Here is a 15,241-nt window from a genome sequence, read left to right on the forward strand (position 1 = left end):
CTAGCGCGTCCGCCCGCCTGCAGGCGGGCCGCTAGCGACCTAGTGTCCAGAGACTAACCAATGTCCGGTCCTTCCAAGCCGCTCGAAGCAGATGAGTTCCGGCATTGGGTTTCATCCAACCTATGGTCTGCTCGGCCATCACAGTCTGCTGACTCGTTTCGGTCTTGCTCGCCAGACCTTGTCCGGCCCCACCGACGTGGCACCCAGCTAAGGGGTGCTATTTGGGCTCACCCGACAGCCGATCGAGGATGGGGATCGCGGCCTTCAATTGTTTGCGCTCCTCGGGAGACAGCAAGCCGCGGATCGCATCGGCGATATGCACGGCACGATTGGCCCTCGCTTGAAAAAGTGCGAGCCGTCCCTCGGATGTGATCGACACGAGCTTGCTGCGGCGGTCCGCGGGATCAGCAAGCTGTCGCACCGACCCTTGCGCTTCGAGCCCTGCGACTATCAGGCGCATGGTCTGGTGCGTGACGCCGCGTCGGTCGGCCAGAGCAGCGACGTTCATTGATCCAAGGTTTTCGAGAAGATCGAGTGTCTCGGACTGCGCTGACTTCACTGTGCCCGTCCGATTTCCGACGGCACGGACAAACGCGCTTACGCTTTGCCGTAGACCCTCGGCCAGTTCAGCCACATCGTCCGACGCCTCGTCGGCCTCACCCATCTGACGGCTCATCCCGTCGCAGACTCTCCAGCACAGAGGGGAGTGTATTGATGCCCCAGTGTTCTGCATAGCAGCCGTTCTCTACCCGTACGATGTCGATAACTTCGATACGTATCGGTTTTCCTGTGGGCTCGATGCCCAGCAGGGGGCCATCATGGCTCCCCGCTATGGTCTTACGGGTGGTGACCTTATCACCCTCCTGGATCTGATCGTGAATGGTGACGGTGAGACCTGCGATCGCAGGGCGCAGAACCCGATTGAAGGTGTTCCACATGCTCTCGCCATCCGAAGCAGCGCCAGGGGGCGCTGATCGATTGATGAACGTCGGCGCCATCAACGCTTCGAACGCGTCCCGATCGCCCTGCTCGATGACGTCTCGATTGAAGCGGAGAACCACCGCTTTCGCACTGTCGATAACCAAAGCGCCTGCTCCAGAGATAAATATACAGTATTGCTGTATATATTGTGTGCGTGTCGACGGTCAACCCGCGATCTGCGGCTGTTCTATTCGCGATTCGATCGTTTTTGGGAAAGGCGGCATCGTGTCGAACTTGCCCTTGCCCGAGCGGGTTAGGGCAAGGGCGGGCTATCGAGGACAGGCGATGATGATCCGCTGTCGGCGCGACGTGGCCCCTCAGTGCAAGTCGCGGGACATTACCCGTCTATGTCGTGCCCCCAATGCCCGTAAAACCAAGGATGTGCACACGGCGGATGATGGCAATGAACAGGTTGCCGCAGGCGCAAATGACATCGACATCTGCCACGGGACGGCGCGGTTGTGGCGGAACGGGTTCGGCCCGTTGTTTGCGGGGAACAGCTGCTGCCAATAGCTAAGGCCTCTGCGCGGCTTTCGTCATTGGCGCTGAAATCTCGACGGAACATACGTGAAGCTCAACGGCGAAATGGGGTCCGGTCAGCGCAGACGCACGGGCTGGCGATTGGGGGGCGGGGTGGCTAGTGGTCGCACCGGCCGAGTGGCAGAGTCCCGCTAGCTAGGCTGCAGCCAGAGCCCGAAGCGCATCATATGAAGAGCGGTTCGCGTCGGACTGACATCGCTACTCACCCCTTACCGGCGGACCGTTCGCAGCGCCGAGCTCAGCCCTGCAGCGCGTCGAGCAGCACGCGGATCGGCTGGCCAGCGGGCATCAGGGTCCGATCGATCTCTGCCTCGTCGAACCAAGACGCGTCCGCTTCGGGATGCGGACCGCTGAGCACGACGACCCCGGCGCCGCGGCGATAGCGCGCCGCAGCGATGTCGCCGTTGGCGTAGCTGGCGATGGGACGGAAACCGGCGGCTTCGGCGTCGGGCAGGAACGGGCCGTCCTGGTAATAGAGAGTCGCCGCGTGGCCGCCCCATCGCACCGGCACGATCGTATCGTCCTCGCTCGTTGCGGCGGAGCCGGGGCGCCCGACTTCTGAATCGAGGTCGGCATCGATCAACCCCAGGTTCGACCGGTCGGCGAGATAGGCGCCCATGCACAGCCCGAGGTAGCGACCGCCATGCGCCACGAAGTCACGGATCGCCCGCGCGCGGGCCGCCCCGAGCGCGCGACGTGCCGCGGCGATGTCCTGCCCGCCGCCGGGCTGGATGTAGATGGCATAGTCGCGCAAGGTCGCGGGCGTCACATCGGTCCGTTCGGCCGGGCCGACGAAATCGACATGGTAGCGCGGATCGAGCGCCCCGATCGCACGCTGCAACGCTTCGGCGCAATCCTCGCACGCCGCCGGGCCGCGATAGATAGCGACGCGCACGACCCGGTCGGTGGCGTGGGTCGCGAACGCGGACGACGACGCGGTGACGAACGCCAGCAGCGCCGCAAGGACGGTGATCAGTTTCATTTCCAAGGCTCGCTCGACGGGGCGGTCATCGATCGCGGACACTGGCGGTTGCCATGTCCATGGGTCCGAAAGATTTTATCCGCGGATTGTTCCCCAGGCGCCCATCGCATGGCGCACGCGGATTTGTTGAGCGCGCCGATCCCGCGCGCTTTCGCCGATCCCGAAAAACCTTGCGCCGCCGTCTGTCGGTTCAGCGTGGCGTAGGCTAGGGACGCGCAAGGGGGTTTCGTTACACGGCATCGCAAGAGGGCCATCACACCGATATGATCGCATCGCCTTTCCCCGTTTCCGCCCGTCGTGCCGCGCGGTTGATCGCAGCGCTCGCCGGCGGGTCGCTGGTTGCCGGACCGCTGGCGGCGCAGGTCGCGTCGTCCGGTACGCCGATGCCGCAAGCACGTGTCGCACCGCCCGCGGTGGTCCAGACGGTCACGCCGCCCGCCGCAACGGCGGCCGCGCTGCCGACGCTGAGCGTGGAACAGGCGCGCCAGCTCGCGACGCTGATCGCGCGGGCGGAGGTCGCGCAGGGACTGCGGCAGGGGCCGGCGCGCGATCTGTCGACGCTGTCGCCCGCCGCACTCGCCCGCGTCGCGCTCGATTATGCGCATGCGGTGCACGTAGGGCGCCTCGATACCGCCGATTTCATCAAGGACTGGGGCATCCGGCCGCAGCCGTACGATCCGCTGCCCGGCTTTTCGGAGGCGGTGCGGCAGGATCGGCTGGCGGCCTGGGTCGCCGCGCTGCCGCCGCCCTATGCGGGCTATGACGCGCTGGTGAAGGGGCTGGCGCGCTATCGCGACATCACGGCGGCGGGCGGCTGGGGCAGCCTGCCTGCAAACGCGAGCATCCCGTTCCAGTCGAGCGGACCGCTGGTCACGCAGTTGCGCAAGCGGCTGGCGATGGAGGACCCCGCGGTCAGCACGACCGGCGCAACCTTCGACGACGCGCTGCTCGCGGCCGTGCGCCGGGCGCAGCGCCGCTATGGCCTGAACCCGGTCGGCACGGTCGGCGTGCAGACGATCGCCATGCTCAACGTGCCGGTCGGGCAACGTACCCGCCAGATCATGGCCAATCTGGAACGCTGGCGCTGGCTGCCGACGCAATTGGCGGCGAAGCGCGTCCAGGTGAACATCGCCGCGGCGGTGCTGACCGTGTTCGACGGCGACAATCCGGTGCTGTCGATGAAGGCGGTGACCGGGCGGCCGGGCAACGAGACGCCGATGCTGGTGTCTGAAATCCACAGCATCGTCATCAATCCGCCGTGGAACGTGCCCAGTTCGATCGCCAACAAGGAATTGTGGCCCAAGGAGCGCGCCAACCCCGGCTATCTGAAGCGCAACGGCTTTCGCGTGATCGATGCGGGCAATGGCGAGAAACGGTTGCAGCAATCGTCGGAAAAGAGCGCACTCGGCCGGTTCAAGTTCGATTTTCCCAACGATTTCGCGGTGTATCTCCACGATACGCCCGCCCAGTCGGGCTTCTCCAGGTTCGACCGGCTGGCGAGCCACGGCTGCGTCCGGCTGGAGAAGCCGGCGGACCTTGCCGCGCTGATGCTGAAGACGACGCCGGAATGGCAACCCGCCGCGGTCGACGCCGCGCTGGCGTCGGGCAAGACGGTGCGCGCGGCGATGGCGGAGCCGGTCGCGGTCTATCTGATGTACTGGACGGCCTTTGCCGGGTCGGACGGGCAGGTCGGCTTTCGCGAGGACCCCTATGGCTGGGACTCGCTGCTCGCCGGCAAGATCGAGGCGCGCTCCGCCGAGCGCGCCGCCGCCACGCAGCAATGATCGCATCACGGGGAATGAGCATGACCAAGACGTTTCGCATCCGCGCACTGGGTCTGATCGCGGCGGGGCTGGTCCTGCCGACGCTGGCGGGCTGTTCGCGCTCACCCTCCGAAGAAGCGCCCGCGGAGACGGTGCAGAACGACGCAACGGTGACCGAGGTCGCGCCGAACGAGACGATGCCGGCGATGGCCAATGCCGCCGAGCCTGTGCCGGCGGGCAATGCGATGGCGGCGGAGGCGCCGCCGCCCCCGCCGCCGGCGCGCGGCGAGGATCAGCAGATGCTGGACGACGCGTCGATCACCGGCATGACCGCACGTGTCCAGCGCGACGCCGCGCCCAGCGATGCGCCGTCGCCGACGGACGCCGCACCGGCGGGCAACGCCGAGTAACGGCCTATTGCGCCGCCTTTGCGAGCCGCGCTTGCTGCGCGGCCAGCGTGGGCACGCCGAGCGCGGTACGCAGCGTGTCGGGCACAAGCGTGGTGTCATAGGGTTCCATCGTCAGCGGCGTGTCCCGCTTCCTGGTATCTTGCGTGCCGTAAATCTGCTTTTGCCCGATCGCCTGTAGATAGCGGTCGAGCGTCGCGGCAGCGATCCATGTCGCATCCGCCCTGCCGCGCGCGACCCCGGCGAGCGCGAGGCTGTGGGCGAGCAGGTAATCGTTCGGCGTGCTGCCATGCTGGAAGATGAATGCCGCCGCATAATAGTCCGCGCCGGTGTGCAGCGCGCCGCGGTCGAGCAACGCGCGCGCGGCCGTGCGACGTTCGAGGTCGTCGGCGATCATCTTCGTTACAAAGGCGCGGTCCGCGCCCTGCGCGGGCGTCAGCGCGGCGCGGACAGCCTGATCGGCAGCGAACAGCGACTGGATCGTCGGGTTGTCGGCGACCCCTGCAGAATGGGCGCCGGTCTGCGCGACGACGGATGGAGCGACGCTGATCGACAGCAGCAGGAGAATCGGGGCGGTGTGACGGACGTTCATGCCAGCTCCTTCATTACGGAGCCCGTATGACTACATATGTAGTCGAAGCTGGTCCAGCGCCTATCGTCCGTCGGTCGCCCAGTCGCCGCGACGGCTGGCGTCGGTGCCGGTGGGTGCGACGCGGTCGGTCGCGGCCTGGAGATGCAGGATCGTCCAGTCGCCGCGCACGTCGCGCGCGATCTCGCGCGCACCCTGCGCGACATAGGCGTCGACGACCTTTGCGGCCTGGTTGGACAACAGGCCGGCGAGGACGATCGTCCCGCCCAGGGCGGCGATGCCCGCGACTTCAGGCGCCATCGCGATCAACGGCCCGGCGAGGATGTTGGCGATGACGAGGTCGTAGGGCGCCTGGTCGGCGATAGCCGGATCGCGCGTGCCGTCCGCGACGACCAGGCGCACGTCGGCGACCGCGTTCAGCGCCATATTGTCGCGCGTCACGTCGATCGCGATCGGGTCGATGTCCGTCCCCGTCACCGCCGCGGCAGGCCACAGATGGCGCGCGGCGAAGGCGAGCAGACCGGTGCCGGTGCCGAGGTCGATGACGCGATGATAGTCCCGCCCTTCGCGCGCGAGGCCGTCGAGCATCGCGAGGCAGCCGCTGGTCGTGCCGTGATGACCGGTGCCGAACGCCTGGCCGGCATTGATCAGGAACGCGCGCTCTCCTGCTGCGGCATCGACGTTCGCCGGATGCGCGCTCGTATGGACGACGAAGCGGCCCTCGCGGATCGGCTCCAGCCCCTGCTGGCTGAGCGCGACCCAATCCTCGTCGCTCAGCGCCTCGACCACGGGCGCGCGGCCGCTGGCGCTGGGGACGAGCGCATGGATCGCGGCGATCGTCGCGGCATCGGGTTCCCGGTCCACATAGGCGTCGAGCCGCCAGCGCTCGACGTCGTCCTCCACCTCCTCGGTGGTCATCAGCACCGCTTCGATCGCGAGGTCGGACGCGGCGTCGATCGCCTCCGCCTCCGCGCGGGTGCAGGGCAGGGTGATCTTCCAGCTGGTGGGTTCAGCGGACATAGCTTGCTCCGTTGACGTCGATCACCGCGCCCGTCATCGATGCGGGCGCCTCCAGCGCGCAATAGCGGGCGACGCTCGCCACCTCGTCGGGGCTCGCGACGCGGCCGAGCGGGATGTCGGCGAGCAGCGTGTCGCCGCCGCGGCTGGCGAGATAATCCTCCGCCATCCCCGTCATCGTGAAGCCGGGGCAGATCGCGAAGGCGAGGATGCCCTCGCTGGCGTAGCCGCGCGCGATCGTCTTCGTCATCGCGACCATGCCCGCCTTGGCGGCGGCATAATGCCAGTGAGCGGGGCTGTCGCCGCGATAGGCGGCGCGGCTGGCGATGTTGACGATCCGGCCTCCGGTGCCACGCTCCTGCCAGTGGCGGACCGCGAGGCGGCTCAGTTCGGCGGTGGCGGTGAGATTGATGCGCAGCGTCCGTTCCCAGTCGGCGACCCAATCGTCATGGTCGCGCGACAGCGCGTTCGCCTCGAACACGCCGGCGTTGTTGACGAGCACGTCGATCGTGCCGCCCGCCTGGTCCAGTGCAGCCTCCCACAGCGCGCGGGGGGCGGCGGGATCAGCGAAGTCGGCGGCGATGCCGCTGCGCGTGCCCTGGCCGATTACCGCGGCGCCGGCGGTGGTCAGCGTGGTATGGATCGCCGCGCCGATGCCGCGGCTCGATCCGGTGAGAAGGATGGTCATGCCCCTGCCTTACGGGCGGGGCGGGGGACGGGCAACCGGGTGCTCCCCTCCCGCTGGCGGGAAAGGACAAGACGCCTTACGCGGCGACCTTGGCGACGAATTCGCCCGCGCTGCCCTTCAACGTCGCGAGGCGGCCGTCGAGCCGGTCGAAACCGCGGCCGACGCTGTCGATCTCGGTCGCCACCGTCTCCGTGTCCTCGCGGATCGCGGCGATCGTCGAGGACATCGAATCGGCGGCGAGCGCGGTTTCGTCGACCGCGGCGGTGATTGCGGTCACCGTCTGCGCCTGCGCTTCCATCGCGTAGCGGATGCGGTCGGCGGATTCCTGCACCTCGGTCACCGTGGTCTTGATCGAGGCGTTGGTGTCGACGGTCGAGCGTGTCGCGGCCTGGATCGAGGCGATCTTGGCGGCGATGTCGTCGGTCGCGCGCGCGGTCTGGTTGGCGAGGCTCTTCACCTCCTGCGCGACGACGGCGAAGCCGCGGCCGGCATCGCCGGCGCGCGCCGCCTCGATCGTCGCGTTGAGCGCGAGCAAATTGGTCTGTCCCGCGATGTCGCGGATCAGGCCCAGGATCGATTCGATCGATTTGGCATGGTCGGACAGCGCCTCGGACATGCCGACCGCATCGCTCGCCTGGATGCTGGCGCGCTGGGCGATCTCGGCCGCCGCCTCGACCTCGGTCCGCGCATCCTCGATCGCACGGATCAGCCCGGCGGCGGTCTGCGCCGCCTCGCGCATCGCGACGGCGGATTGTTCGGCCGCCGCGGCGACCTCGCTCGCCTTGCCGAGCATGCCGCGCGCCGAGCCGGAGCTGCGTTCCGCCTGCGCGCGCAATGCCTGGCCCTCGACCGACGCGGTTTCGACCGCGCTGGCGATGCCGTCGCGGAATTCGCCTGCCAGCTGGTCGCGCGCCTTGCGCTCGCTATACGCATGGAAGCCGGCGAACAGTTCGACGGTCAGTTCGGTTTCCATGCCGAACAGGCGCATCAGGACGTCGACCAGCACCGGGCGGCGGGCGTCGTCGGGCGACATGCGCGTCATCAGCGCCTTGAGCGCGGCGCGATCGGACGCGCAGGACATCGCCAGTACCTCCATCGTCGAGATGCCGGCCGCATAGGCCGATGCCACCGCCCGCTCGAGCGACTCGATCCAGTCGCGACCGTTGAGGTTGCAGAACCGGTTGCGCAGATAGGTGATGCCGATCGCGATCCGGCGTTCCTTTTCATGGATCGACCATTCCGGCGCCCCCGGATTGTGGACGCGCCAGTGACCCCAATAGGCCTCGACCACCTCGGCGGCATCGGGCTCGATGATCGACCAGAGTTCCGCCGCGCGCGACACCAACGTGTTCTCGCCGCCGTCGAACGCCTTGATCCGACTGGTAAGGTCGATGCCGGCGGCGATCGTCGTGGGCTGGGGAAGGGCGATATCGGGCAAGACGGACTCCTGGTGGCCAGGGAACTGGACGATGACCCGCATCGCTACCCGCGATTGGTTAAGGCTCGGTTAGAAAGGGGCGGCTTGCGGATCGCGCCAGGGCCGTCGTGCGACTTGCATCCCGCCGCCCGCTGCCTAATAGGCAGACGCAATCGTCACCCGAGGACCGTTCATGGCATCCCGCACCCCGGCCCGTACTCCGGCCCGCCCGAAAAGCCCGCACCTCTTCGCGGGCTTCATGAAGCTTCACTATGCCTGGGGGCCGCACATGCTGGTCTCCATCCTGCATCGCGCGACCGGTGCGGTGATGGCGACGCTGGGCACGGTGGTGCTGGTCTGGTGGCTGGGCGCGCTCGCGGCGGGGGCGGATGCCTATGCGACCTTCCTCGACGTGTTCACGACGTCGGCCGGGCATCTCAACATCGTCGGCTGGGCCGTCGGCGTGCTGCTTAGCTGGGCGTTCTTCACGCACATGCTGAACGGCGTGCGCCATCTGGTGATGGATGCAGGGGCGGCGTTCGAGCTGAAGCGCAACAAGATGTTCAGCCTGGCGGTGCTCGTCGGCGGCGTGCTGCTGACCGTGTTGTTCTGGCTCATTCAGGGGATCAAGTGATGGGTTCGGGCACCAGCATCGGCCGCGTCCGCGGCCTGGGCAGCGCCAAGGAAGGCGCGCATCACTGGTGGCGCCAGCGCGTCACCGCGGGCTCCAACCTGTTCCTCATGCTGTGGTTCGTCATCTCGATGGCGCGCCAGCCGGCGTTCGATTACGCCAGCATGCGCATGTGGCTGTCGTCGGCGTGGGTCGCGGTGCCGATGATCCTGCTCGTCGGCTCAGTGTTCTGGCACTTCCGCCTCGGCCTGCAGGTCGTGATCGAGGATTACGAGCATGACGAGCGCCGTGTCGCCGCGTTGCTCGCGCTCAACTTCTTCACGGTCGGCACCGCCGCCGTCGCCATCTTCGCGATCCTCAAGGTCGCTTTCGGAGCTGCCGCATAATGTCGGATGCGTACAAGATCATCGACCACACCTATGACGCGGTGGTCGTCGGCGCGGGTGGTTCGGGCCTGCGCGCCGTCATGGAATGCGCGCAGAACGGTCTGAAGACCGCCTGCATCACCAAGGTGTTCCCGACCCGCAGCCACACGGTGGCGGCGCAGGGCGGCATCGCCGCATCCTTAGGCAACATGGGTCCGGATCACTGGACCTGGCACATGTACGACACCGTCAAGGGCTCCGACTGGCTCGGCGACCAGGACGCGATCGAATATATGGTGCGCGAGGCGCCGGCCGCGGTCTACGAGCTCGAACATGCCGGCATGCCGTTCAGCCGGACCGATGAAGGCCGCATCTATCAGCGCCCGTTCGGCGGCATGATGCAGAACATGGGCGAAGGGCCGCCCGCGCAGCGCACCTGCGCCGCGGCGGACCGGACGGGGCATGCGATGCTCCACACGCTCTACCAGCAGTCGCTGCGCTACGACGCGGACTTCTACGTCGAATATTTCGCGCTCGACCTCATCATGGAAGACGGCGCGTGCCGCGGCGTCATCGCTTTGTGCATGGAAGACGGCTCGATCCACCGCTTCCGCAGCCACAATACGGTGCTGGCGACGGGCGGCTATGGCCGCTGCTATTTCTCCGCGACCTCGGCGCATACCTGCACCGGCGACGGCGGCGGCATGGTGCTGCGTGCGGGCCTGCCGCTGCAGGACATGGAGTTCGTGCAGTTCCACCCGACCGGCATCTATGGCGCGGGCGTGCTTATCACCGAGGGCGCGCGCGGCGAGGGCGGCTACCTCACCAATTCGGAGGGCGAGCGCTTCATGGAGCGCTACGCCCCGTCGGCGAAGGACCTCGCCAGCCGCGACGTCGTGTCGCGCTCGATGGCGATGGAGATGCGCGAAGGCCGCGGCGTCGGCCCGCACAAGGACCACATCTTCCTGCACCTCGACCACATCGATCCTAAGGTGCTGCACGAGCGGCTGCCCGGCATCACCGAAACGGGCAAGATCTTCGCGGGCGTCGACCTGACGCGCCAGCCTTTGCCCGTCACGCCGACGGTGCATTACAACATGGGCGGCATCCCGACCAACTTCCACGGCGAGGTCGTCCACCTGAAGGACGGCAATCCCGACACCGTCGTGCCCGGCCTGTTCGCGGTGGGCGAGGCGGCGTGCGTCAGCGTCCATGGCGCGAACCGCCTGGGCTCCAATTCGCTGATCGATCTCGTCGTGTTCGGGCGTGCGACCGGCAAGCGGATCGCGGACATCACCAAGCCGAACACCACGCACGACGCGCTGCCCAAGGGTTCGGAAGAGCTGGCGCTGTCGCGTCTCGACACGTTCCGCCATGCCAGCGGCAGCACGCCGACCGCGCAGATCCGGCTGGATATGCAGCGCACGATGCAAAAGCATTGCGCGGTGTTCCGCGACAATGCGCTGCTCGGCGAGGGACAGACGCTGATCCGCGGCATCTACGACAAGGTCGCCGACGTCGGCATCCAGGATCGCAGCCTGATCTGGAACACCGATCTGGTCGAGACGCTGGAGCTCGACAATCTGATCGCGCAGGCGGTGGTGACGATGGAATCGGCGGCGAACCGCAAGGAATCGCGCGGCGCCCACGTCAACGAGGATCATCCCGATCGCGACGATGCGAACTGGATGAAGCATACGATCACGACCTTCGAGGGCTGGGGCGGCAAGGGCGGCGCGACAGCGATCGATTACCGCCCGGTGCACGATTATACGCTGACCGACGACGTCGAGTACATCAAGCCGAAGAAGCGGGTCTATTGATCCGGTGACCCGCTGATCCGGCGGGGCGGTTGCGCCCCCACCGACCGACGCCGCGTGCGGGGGAAGCGATTCCCCCGCACGTTTGCTTCGGAGCCACGGCGAAGGGGCACCACGCGCTTGCCCGACGGCCGCACGCATGACATTCGTATACGATCTATGGATGGAGGCTTGATGCGCTACCGATATTCGATCCTGCTCGCGCTTCTGCCCGCGGTGGCTGCGCCGGCACAGACGCCGGTCACGCCGCGCTACACGCCGCCCGACTATGCCGCGGCGCAGGTGACCGCGCCGCCCGCCCCGCTCAAGCTCGATCCTTTCTACACGCGCTACGTCGATGCGGGCGGTATCCCTGTCGCCTCTTCGGCGAAGGTGCCGCCGGTAGCCTTGCTCTATGCGCGAGACATCATGCTCGACATGCTGCTGGACAGGCCGGACCTGCGCCACTGGATGATAGCGAAGGGCTATCGCGTCGCACTGATGGCGCCGGACGAGGGGACGATGGACCTGCCCGAGCAGCGTGGCTGGAAGAAGCCCACGCCTGACGATCCCACGCTGACCGTGTGCGAGCGCAAACATTATGCCGAGCGGATCGGCACGCTGACCGACGCGCAATACTGGAACGGCCGGGCGCGCGGCATGGGCGGGCAGCTGACGTCCGGTGCGACCGAGAATCTGCTCGCCATCCCCGGCACGCGCTATTTCGGCGAGAACATCTTCGTCCATGAATTCAGCCACGCCATCCTCGATGCCGTGCAGCAGGTCGACCCGCTTCTCTATGCGCGCGTCGAGGCGGCCTATGCCGCCGCGCTCGTCGCCGGTCGGTGGAAGGGGGAATATGCCGCCACCACCATCCAGGAATATTGGGCGGAGGGCACGCAATTCTGGTTCAATTCGAACAAGGTGGCGCGATTCGACACGGTGGTCGTCCTGTCGGACACCGACCTTGTCGGCTACGACCCCGCACTCGCCCACGTGCTGCGCGCGGTCTATGGCGAGCGCCACCGGCTGCCGACCGACGTCTTCTATCGGCACCCGGCGCGCGTGCCGCCGGGCGGCCCACCCCGATTCTCCGCGGAGGTGTGCTGAGTTCAGGCAAGGTCGTTCTCGCTGACGACGATGCGCGGCTGGGCGGGATCGCGGGCGAGTGCGGCGGTGGCGGCGATCGCCACGGCGTCGGCATGGCGCTGGAACAGTGGCACGGGGTCGGTCGGCACCTCTCCGGCCAATGCCTCCAGCACGTCATATTGCAGCGCGAAGTCGTAGGTGTCGCCGCTCGCCTCGCCGGCGAATTCGATCCGGCGATCGTCGACGTTGTCGAACACGGTGGCGGGATCGATCGTGATCTGCGTTTCGGCCATGCTTTGAGTCCCCTGACTGATGCCGGCGTCAAGCGCCCGGACGTCGCGCCGGTTCCGTTCCGCCTGCGCCGCGATCGTATGCAAGGGGGTTGCGCGTCGGCGTCGAAAGGCATAGCCGCAACCGCAGCATTTCGAAGGAGCGCTGCGGCAATGGCCGACTTCACCCTGCCCAAGAACAGCAAGGTTCGCGCCAAGGGCAAGGTCCATAAAGCGGACGCGGACGCCAAGCGCGTCAAGACCTTCAAGGTCTATCGCTACGATCCCGACACGGGCGAAAATCCGCGGTACGACACGTTCGAGATCGATCTCGACACGTGCGGTCCGATGGTCCTCGACGCCCTCATCAAGATGAAGGGGGAGCAGGACAGCTCGCTCACCTTCCGCCGCTCGTGCCGCGAAGGTATCTGCGGATCGTGCTCGATGAACATCGACGGGAGCAACGGCCTCGCCTGCACCACCGCGATCGAGGATATCAAGGGTGATGTGAAGATCACCCCGCTGCCGTCGATGGACGTCATCAAGGACCTGGTGCCCGACTTCACGCACTTCTACGCGCAATACAGCTCGATCAAGCCGTGGATGCAGACGGTCAGCCCGCCGCCCTCGGGCAAGGAGCGGCTGCAGTCGCCCGAGGACCGCGCGAAGCTGGACGGTCTGTACGAGTGCATCCTGTGCGCCTGCTGCTCGACGTCCTGCCCCAGCTATTGGTGGAATGCCGACAAGTTCTTAGGACCCGCGATCCTGCTCCAGGCCTATCGCTGGCTGGCCGACAGCCGCGACGAGATGACCGGCGAGCGGCTCGACAGCCTCGAGGATCCGTTCCGCCTGTACCGCTGCCACACGATCATGAACTGCGCGAACACCTGCCCCAAGGGTCTGAACCCCGCCAAGGCGATCGCGGAGATCAAGAAGATGGAAGCCGAGCGGATTCTGTAAGCGGCACATTGTCTTCCCCGGCGAAGGCCGGGGCCAAGTGGGGAAGGCCTTGCCGATCTACCGGAACGTCTCCCGACTGGACCCCGGCCTTCGCCGGGGAAGATGCACGGGGGCGTGAAAGTCGCGGTGAACGCACTCTTTTCCTACGAAGACGATCCCGACCTGCCCGGCTGGAAGCGCTGGCAACTCGGCGACGAAACGCGCTTCAACGCGTTCCTCGGCGCGATCCACGTGCGCGTCGAGGACGGCATCGCCCGCGTGCGGATGACGCCGCGGCGCGCGCACAGCAATCTGCGCGATCACATGCATGGCGGCGCGTTGCTCGGCTTCATCGATTGCGCGCTGTTCGCCGGGGCGCGGGGGCTGGGTGTGCTGCAGGCGGGCGGGGCGGTGACGCTGGACCTCGCGACGCAGTTCATCGGCGGTGCGGCGCTCGATCGCCCGGTCGAGGCCAGGGTCGAACTGCTGCGTGAGACGGGGCGGCTGCTGTTCCTGCGCGGATTGATCGTGCAGGACGACGTGCCGACCGTCGCGAGCTTCACCGCCACGTTGCGCAAGTCGACGCCGCCGGCCGCCATCGCCTGACGCGTTTCTCCGGAGCCATCGCCGTGTCCCACGTCCTTGCCGCTTATGACGCGTTGATCGCGGCGGGCGAATTGCGCCCCGACGCGGAGCAGCGCGCGGCGGCCGATTGTCTCGATGCGCTTGCCGCCGCGCTGGAGCGCCCGCGCCGCGGCGGGCTGCTGGCGCGGCTGACCGGGCGTCAGACCGCCCCGCGCGGCGTGTACATGTGGGGCGATGTCGGGCGCGGCAAGTCGATGCTGATGGACCTGTTCTTCGCCAACGTCGACGTCCCGGCGAAGCGGCGCGTCCATTTCGCCGAGTTCATGCTGGAAGTGCACGGCCGCATCGCGATCGAGCGGCGCAACGAAACCGGCGACCCGATCGCGCCCGTCGCCGCGGCGCTGGCGGACGAGACCCGACTGCTCGCGTTCGACGAGATGATGGTCACCAACTCGCCCGACGCGATGATCCTGTCGCGGCTGTTCACCGCGCTGATCGCGGCGGGCGTCACCATCGTGACGACATCGAACCGCGCGCCCGCCGATCTGTACAAGAACGGCCTCAACCGCGAGCATTTCCTGCCGTTCATCGCGCTCATCGAAAGCCGGCTCGACGTGCTGACGCTCAACGGCCCGATCGACTATCGCCGCGACCGGCTGGGGCAGCAGAACACCTGGCTGGTGCCGAACGGGCCGAAGGCGACGGCGGAGCTGTCCGCGGCCTTCTTCCGCCTGACCGACCATGAGGTGACGGAGCCGATTCCGTCGGAGGATTTGGCGGTGCAGGGGCGGACATTGCACGTGCCCAAGACGCTGAAGGGCGTCGCGGTCTTCTCGTTCAAGAAGCTGTGCGGCGAGGCGCGCGGCACCGCGGATTATCTGGCGGTCGCGCGGCGCTATCACACCGTCATCCTCGTCGGCATTCCGAAGCTGGGGCCGGAGAACCGCAACGAGGCGGCGCGCTTCGTCCAGCTGATCGATGCGCTGTACGAGCATAAGGTGAAGCTGCTCGCCGCCGCGGATGCCGAGCCGGATGCGCTCTATCCGGAAGGGGACGGCCGGTTCGAATTCCAACGCACGGTCAGCCGCCTCGAAGAGATGCGGTCGGAGGCCTATCTGAGCGAGGGGCACGGCGCAGCGGGCGAGACGGCGTAGCAAGGCTAGGCCGCACGCCGGCAAGC

17 protein-coding genes are annotated in these 15,241 nt (G+C 67.3%); 9 read left to right on the forward strand and 8 right to left on the reverse strand.

Going from position 1 to position 15,241, the window contains the following annotated elements; genetic code table 11:
• Nucleotides 1–217: 217 nt before the first annotated feature.
• From DM480_RS11120 to DM480_RS11130, 3 genes are all read right to left on the reverse strand, one after another.
• The gene (locus tag DM480_RS11120) at nt 218–664 is read right to left on the reverse strand and encodes a MarR family winged helix-turn-helix transcriptional regulator (RefSeq protein ID WP_198665807.1); all 447 of its coding nucleotides are present in this window, start codon (nt 662–664) and stop codon (nt 218–220) included.
• Nucleotides 657–1,085: an ester cyclase gene (locus DM480_RS11125; protein ID WP_115379037.1), complete on the reverse strand. Its 429-nt coding sequence runs from the start codon at nt 1,083–1,085 to the stop codon at nt 657–659. Before DM480_RS11125 ends, DM480_RS11120 begins: the two co-directional genes overlap by 8 nt.
• Nucleotides 1,086–1,759: 674 nt before the next feature.
• Complete coding sequence (locus tag DM480_RS11130; protein WP_198665808.1) at nt 1,760–2,545, reverse strand: BPL-N domain-containing protein; 786 nt, start codon at nt 2,543–2,545, stop codon at nt 1,760–1,762.
• A 221-nt stretch (nt 2,546–2,766) separates the two neighbouring features.
• On the opposite strand from DM480_RS11130, the gene DM480_RS11135 reads away from it, so the two are divergent.
• Complete coding sequence (locus DM480_RS11135) at nt 2,767–4,287, forward strand: L,D-transpeptidase family protein (RefSeq protein WP_198665809.1); 1,521 nt, start codon at nt 2,767–2,769, stop codon at nt 4,285–4,287.
• 20 nt (nt 4,288–4,307) lie between these two features.
• Nucleotides 4,308–4,676 carry a hypothetical protein gene (locus tag DM480_RS11140; RefSeq protein WP_125471505.1) on the forward strand — a complete coding sequence of 123 codons (369 nt, stop codon included), beginning with the start codon at nt 4,308–4,310 and terminating at the stop codon, nt 4,674–4,676.
• 4 nt (nt 4,677–4,680) lie between these two features.
• Here DM480_RS11140 and DM480_RS11145 read toward each other — a convergent pair whose 3' ends face one another.
• From DM480_RS11145 to DM480_RS11160, 4 genes are all read right to left on the reverse strand, one after another.
• Nucleotides 4,681–5,265, reverse strand: a complete 585-nt coding sequence (locus DM480_RS11145; protein ID WP_232833972.1) for a hypothetical protein — start codon at nt 5,263–5,265, stop codon at nt 4,681–4,683.
• 60 nt (nt 5,266–5,325) lie between these two features.
• Entirely contained in the window at nt 5,326–6,282 is a 957-nt protein-coding gene (locus DM480_RS11150) for a 50S ribosomal protein L11 methyltransferase (RefSeq protein ID WP_115379043.1), read from the reverse strand.
• On the reverse strand, nt 6,272–6,967 hold the full coding sequence (locus DM480_RS11155; protein ID WP_115379045.1) for an SDR family NAD(P)-dependent oxidoreductase: 696 nt from the start codon (nt 6,965–6,967) through the stop codon (nt 6,272–6,274). Before DM480_RS11155 ends, DM480_RS11150 begins: the two co-directional genes overlap by 11 nt.
• A 76-nt stretch (nt 6,968–7,043) precedes the next feature.
• Entirely contained in the window at nt 7,044–8,405 is a 1,362-nt protein-coding gene (locus DM480_RS11160; RefSeq protein WP_232833973.1) for a methyl-accepting chemotaxis protein, read from the reverse strand.
• Nucleotides 8,406–8,577: 172 nt separating this feature from the next.
• On the opposite strand from DM480_RS11160, the gene sdhC reads away from it, so the two are divergent.
• The 4 genes from sdhC (at nt 8,578) to DM480_RS11180 (ending at nt 12,289) form a co-directional block, all read left to right on the forward strand.
• Nucleotides 8,578–9,018 carry a succinate dehydrogenase, cytochrome b556 subunit gene (gene sdhC / locus DM480_RS11165; protein WP_115379049.1) on the forward strand — a complete coding sequence of 147 codons (441 nt, stop codon included), beginning with the start codon at nt 8,578–8,580 and terminating at the stop codon, nt 9,016–9,018.
• Nucleotides 9,018–9,401 carry a succinate dehydrogenase, hydrophobic membrane anchor protein gene (gene sdhD / locus DM480_RS11170; RefSeq protein ID WP_115379051.1) on the forward strand — a complete coding sequence of 128 codons (384 nt, stop codon included), beginning with the start codon at nt 9,018–9,020 and terminating at the stop codon, nt 9,399–9,401. The genes sdhC and sdhD overlap by 1 nt, the downstream gene beginning before the upstream one ends.
• Nucleotides 9,401–11,203, forward strand: coding sequence for a succinate dehydrogenase flavoprotein subunit (sdhA, locus tag DM480_RS11175; RefSeq protein ID WP_115379053.1), 1,803 nt, complete (start codon nt 9,401–9,403; stop codon nt 11,201–11,203). Before sdhD ends, sdhA begins: the two co-directional genes overlap by 1 nt.
• Nucleotides 11,204–11,374: 171 nt before the next feature.
• Nucleotides 11,375–12,289: a glycoside hydrolase gene (locus DM480_RS11180; RefSeq protein ID WP_232833974.1), complete on the forward strand. Its 915-nt coding sequence runs from the start codon at nt 11,375–11,377 to the stop codon at nt 12,287–12,289.
• A gap of 2 nt (nt 12,290–12,291) precedes the next feature.
• Here DM480_RS11180 and DM480_RS11185 read toward each other — a convergent pair whose 3' ends face one another.
• On the reverse strand, nt 12,292–12,561 hold the full coding sequence (locus DM480_RS11185) for a hypothetical protein (protein WP_115381213.1): 270 nt from the start codon (nt 12,559–12,561) through the stop codon (nt 12,292–12,294).
• Between the two features lie 150 nt (nt 12,562–12,711).
• On the opposite strand from DM480_RS11185, the gene DM480_RS11190 reads away from it, so the two are divergent.
• From DM480_RS11190 to zapE, 3 genes are all read left to right on the forward strand, one after another.
• Entirely contained in the window at nt 12,712–13,497 is a 786-nt protein-coding gene (locus tag DM480_RS11190; protein ID WP_115379055.1) for a succinate dehydrogenase iron-sulfur subunit, read from the forward strand.
• 126 nt (nt 13,498–13,623) lie between these two features.
• Entirely contained in the window at nt 13,624–14,082 is a 459-nt protein-coding gene (locus DM480_RS11195) for a PaaI family thioesterase (protein WP_115381215.1), read from the forward strand.
• 23 nt (nt 14,083–14,105) lie between these two features.
• The gene (gene zapE / locus DM480_RS11200) at nt 14,106–15,215 is read left to right on the forward strand and encodes a cell division protein ZapE (protein ID WP_115379057.1); all 1,110 of its coding nucleotides are present in this window, start codon (nt 14,106–14,108) and stop codon (nt 15,213–15,215) included.
• The last annotated feature ends 26 nt before the right edge of the window (nt 15,216–15,241 follow it).

The sequence above is a fragment of the Sphingomonas sp. FARSPH genome, from assembly GCF_003355005.1.
Lineage (GTDB): Bacteria > Pseudomonadota > Alphaproteobacteria > Sphingomonadales > Sphingomonadaceae > Sphingomonas.

Bases quoted from the DNA above. Each gene is read 5' to 3' on its own strand.
- DM480_RS11190 (WP_115379055.1), top strand. From the start codon at position 12,712: ATGGCCGACTTCACCCTGCCCAAGAACAGCAAGGTTCGCGCCAAGGGC.
- DM480_RS11150 (WP_115379043.1), bottom strand. From the start codon at position 6,282: ATGTCCGCTGAACCCACCAGCTGGAAGATCACCCTGCCCTGCACCCGC.
- DM480_RS11155 (WP_115379045.1), bottom strand. From the start codon at position 6,967: ATGACCATCCTTCTCACCGGATCGAGCCGCGGCATCGGCGCGGCGATC.
- DM480_RS11140 (WP_125471505.1), top strand. From the start codon at position 4,308: ATGACCAAGACGTTTCGCATCCGCGCACTGGGTCTGATCGCGGCGGGG.
- DM480_RS11120 (WP_198665807.1), bottom strand. From the start codon at position 664: ATGGGTGAGGCCGACGAGGCGTCGGACGATGTGGCTGAACTGGCCGAG.
- DM480_RS11180 (WP_232833974.1), top strand. From the start codon at position 11,375: ATGCGCTACCGATATTCGATCCTGCTCGCGCTTCTGCCCGCGGTGGCT.
- DM480_RS11185 (WP_115381213.1), bottom strand. From the start codon at position 12,561: ATGGCCGAAACGCAGATCACGATCGATCCCGCCACCGTGTTCGACAAC.
- sdhA (WP_115379053.1), top strand. From the start codon at position 9,401: ATGTCGGATGCGTACAAGATCATCGACCACACCTATGACGCGGTGGTC.
- sdhC (WP_115379049.1), top strand. From the start codon at position 8,578: ATGGCATCCCGCACCCCGGCCCGTACTCCGGCCCGCCCGAAAAGCCCG.
- DM480_RS11135 (WP_198665809.1), top strand. From the start codon at position 2,767: ATGATCGCATCGCCTTTCCCCGTTTCCGCCCGTCGTGCCGCGCGGTTG.
- DM480_RS11145 (WP_232833972.1), bottom strand. From the start codon at position 5,265: ATGAACGTCCGTCACACCGCCCCGATTCTCCTGCTGCTGTCGATCAGC.
- sdhD (WP_115379051.1), top strand. From the start codon at position 9,018: ATGGGTTCGGGCACCAGCATCGGCCGCGTCCGCGGCCTGGGCAGCGCC.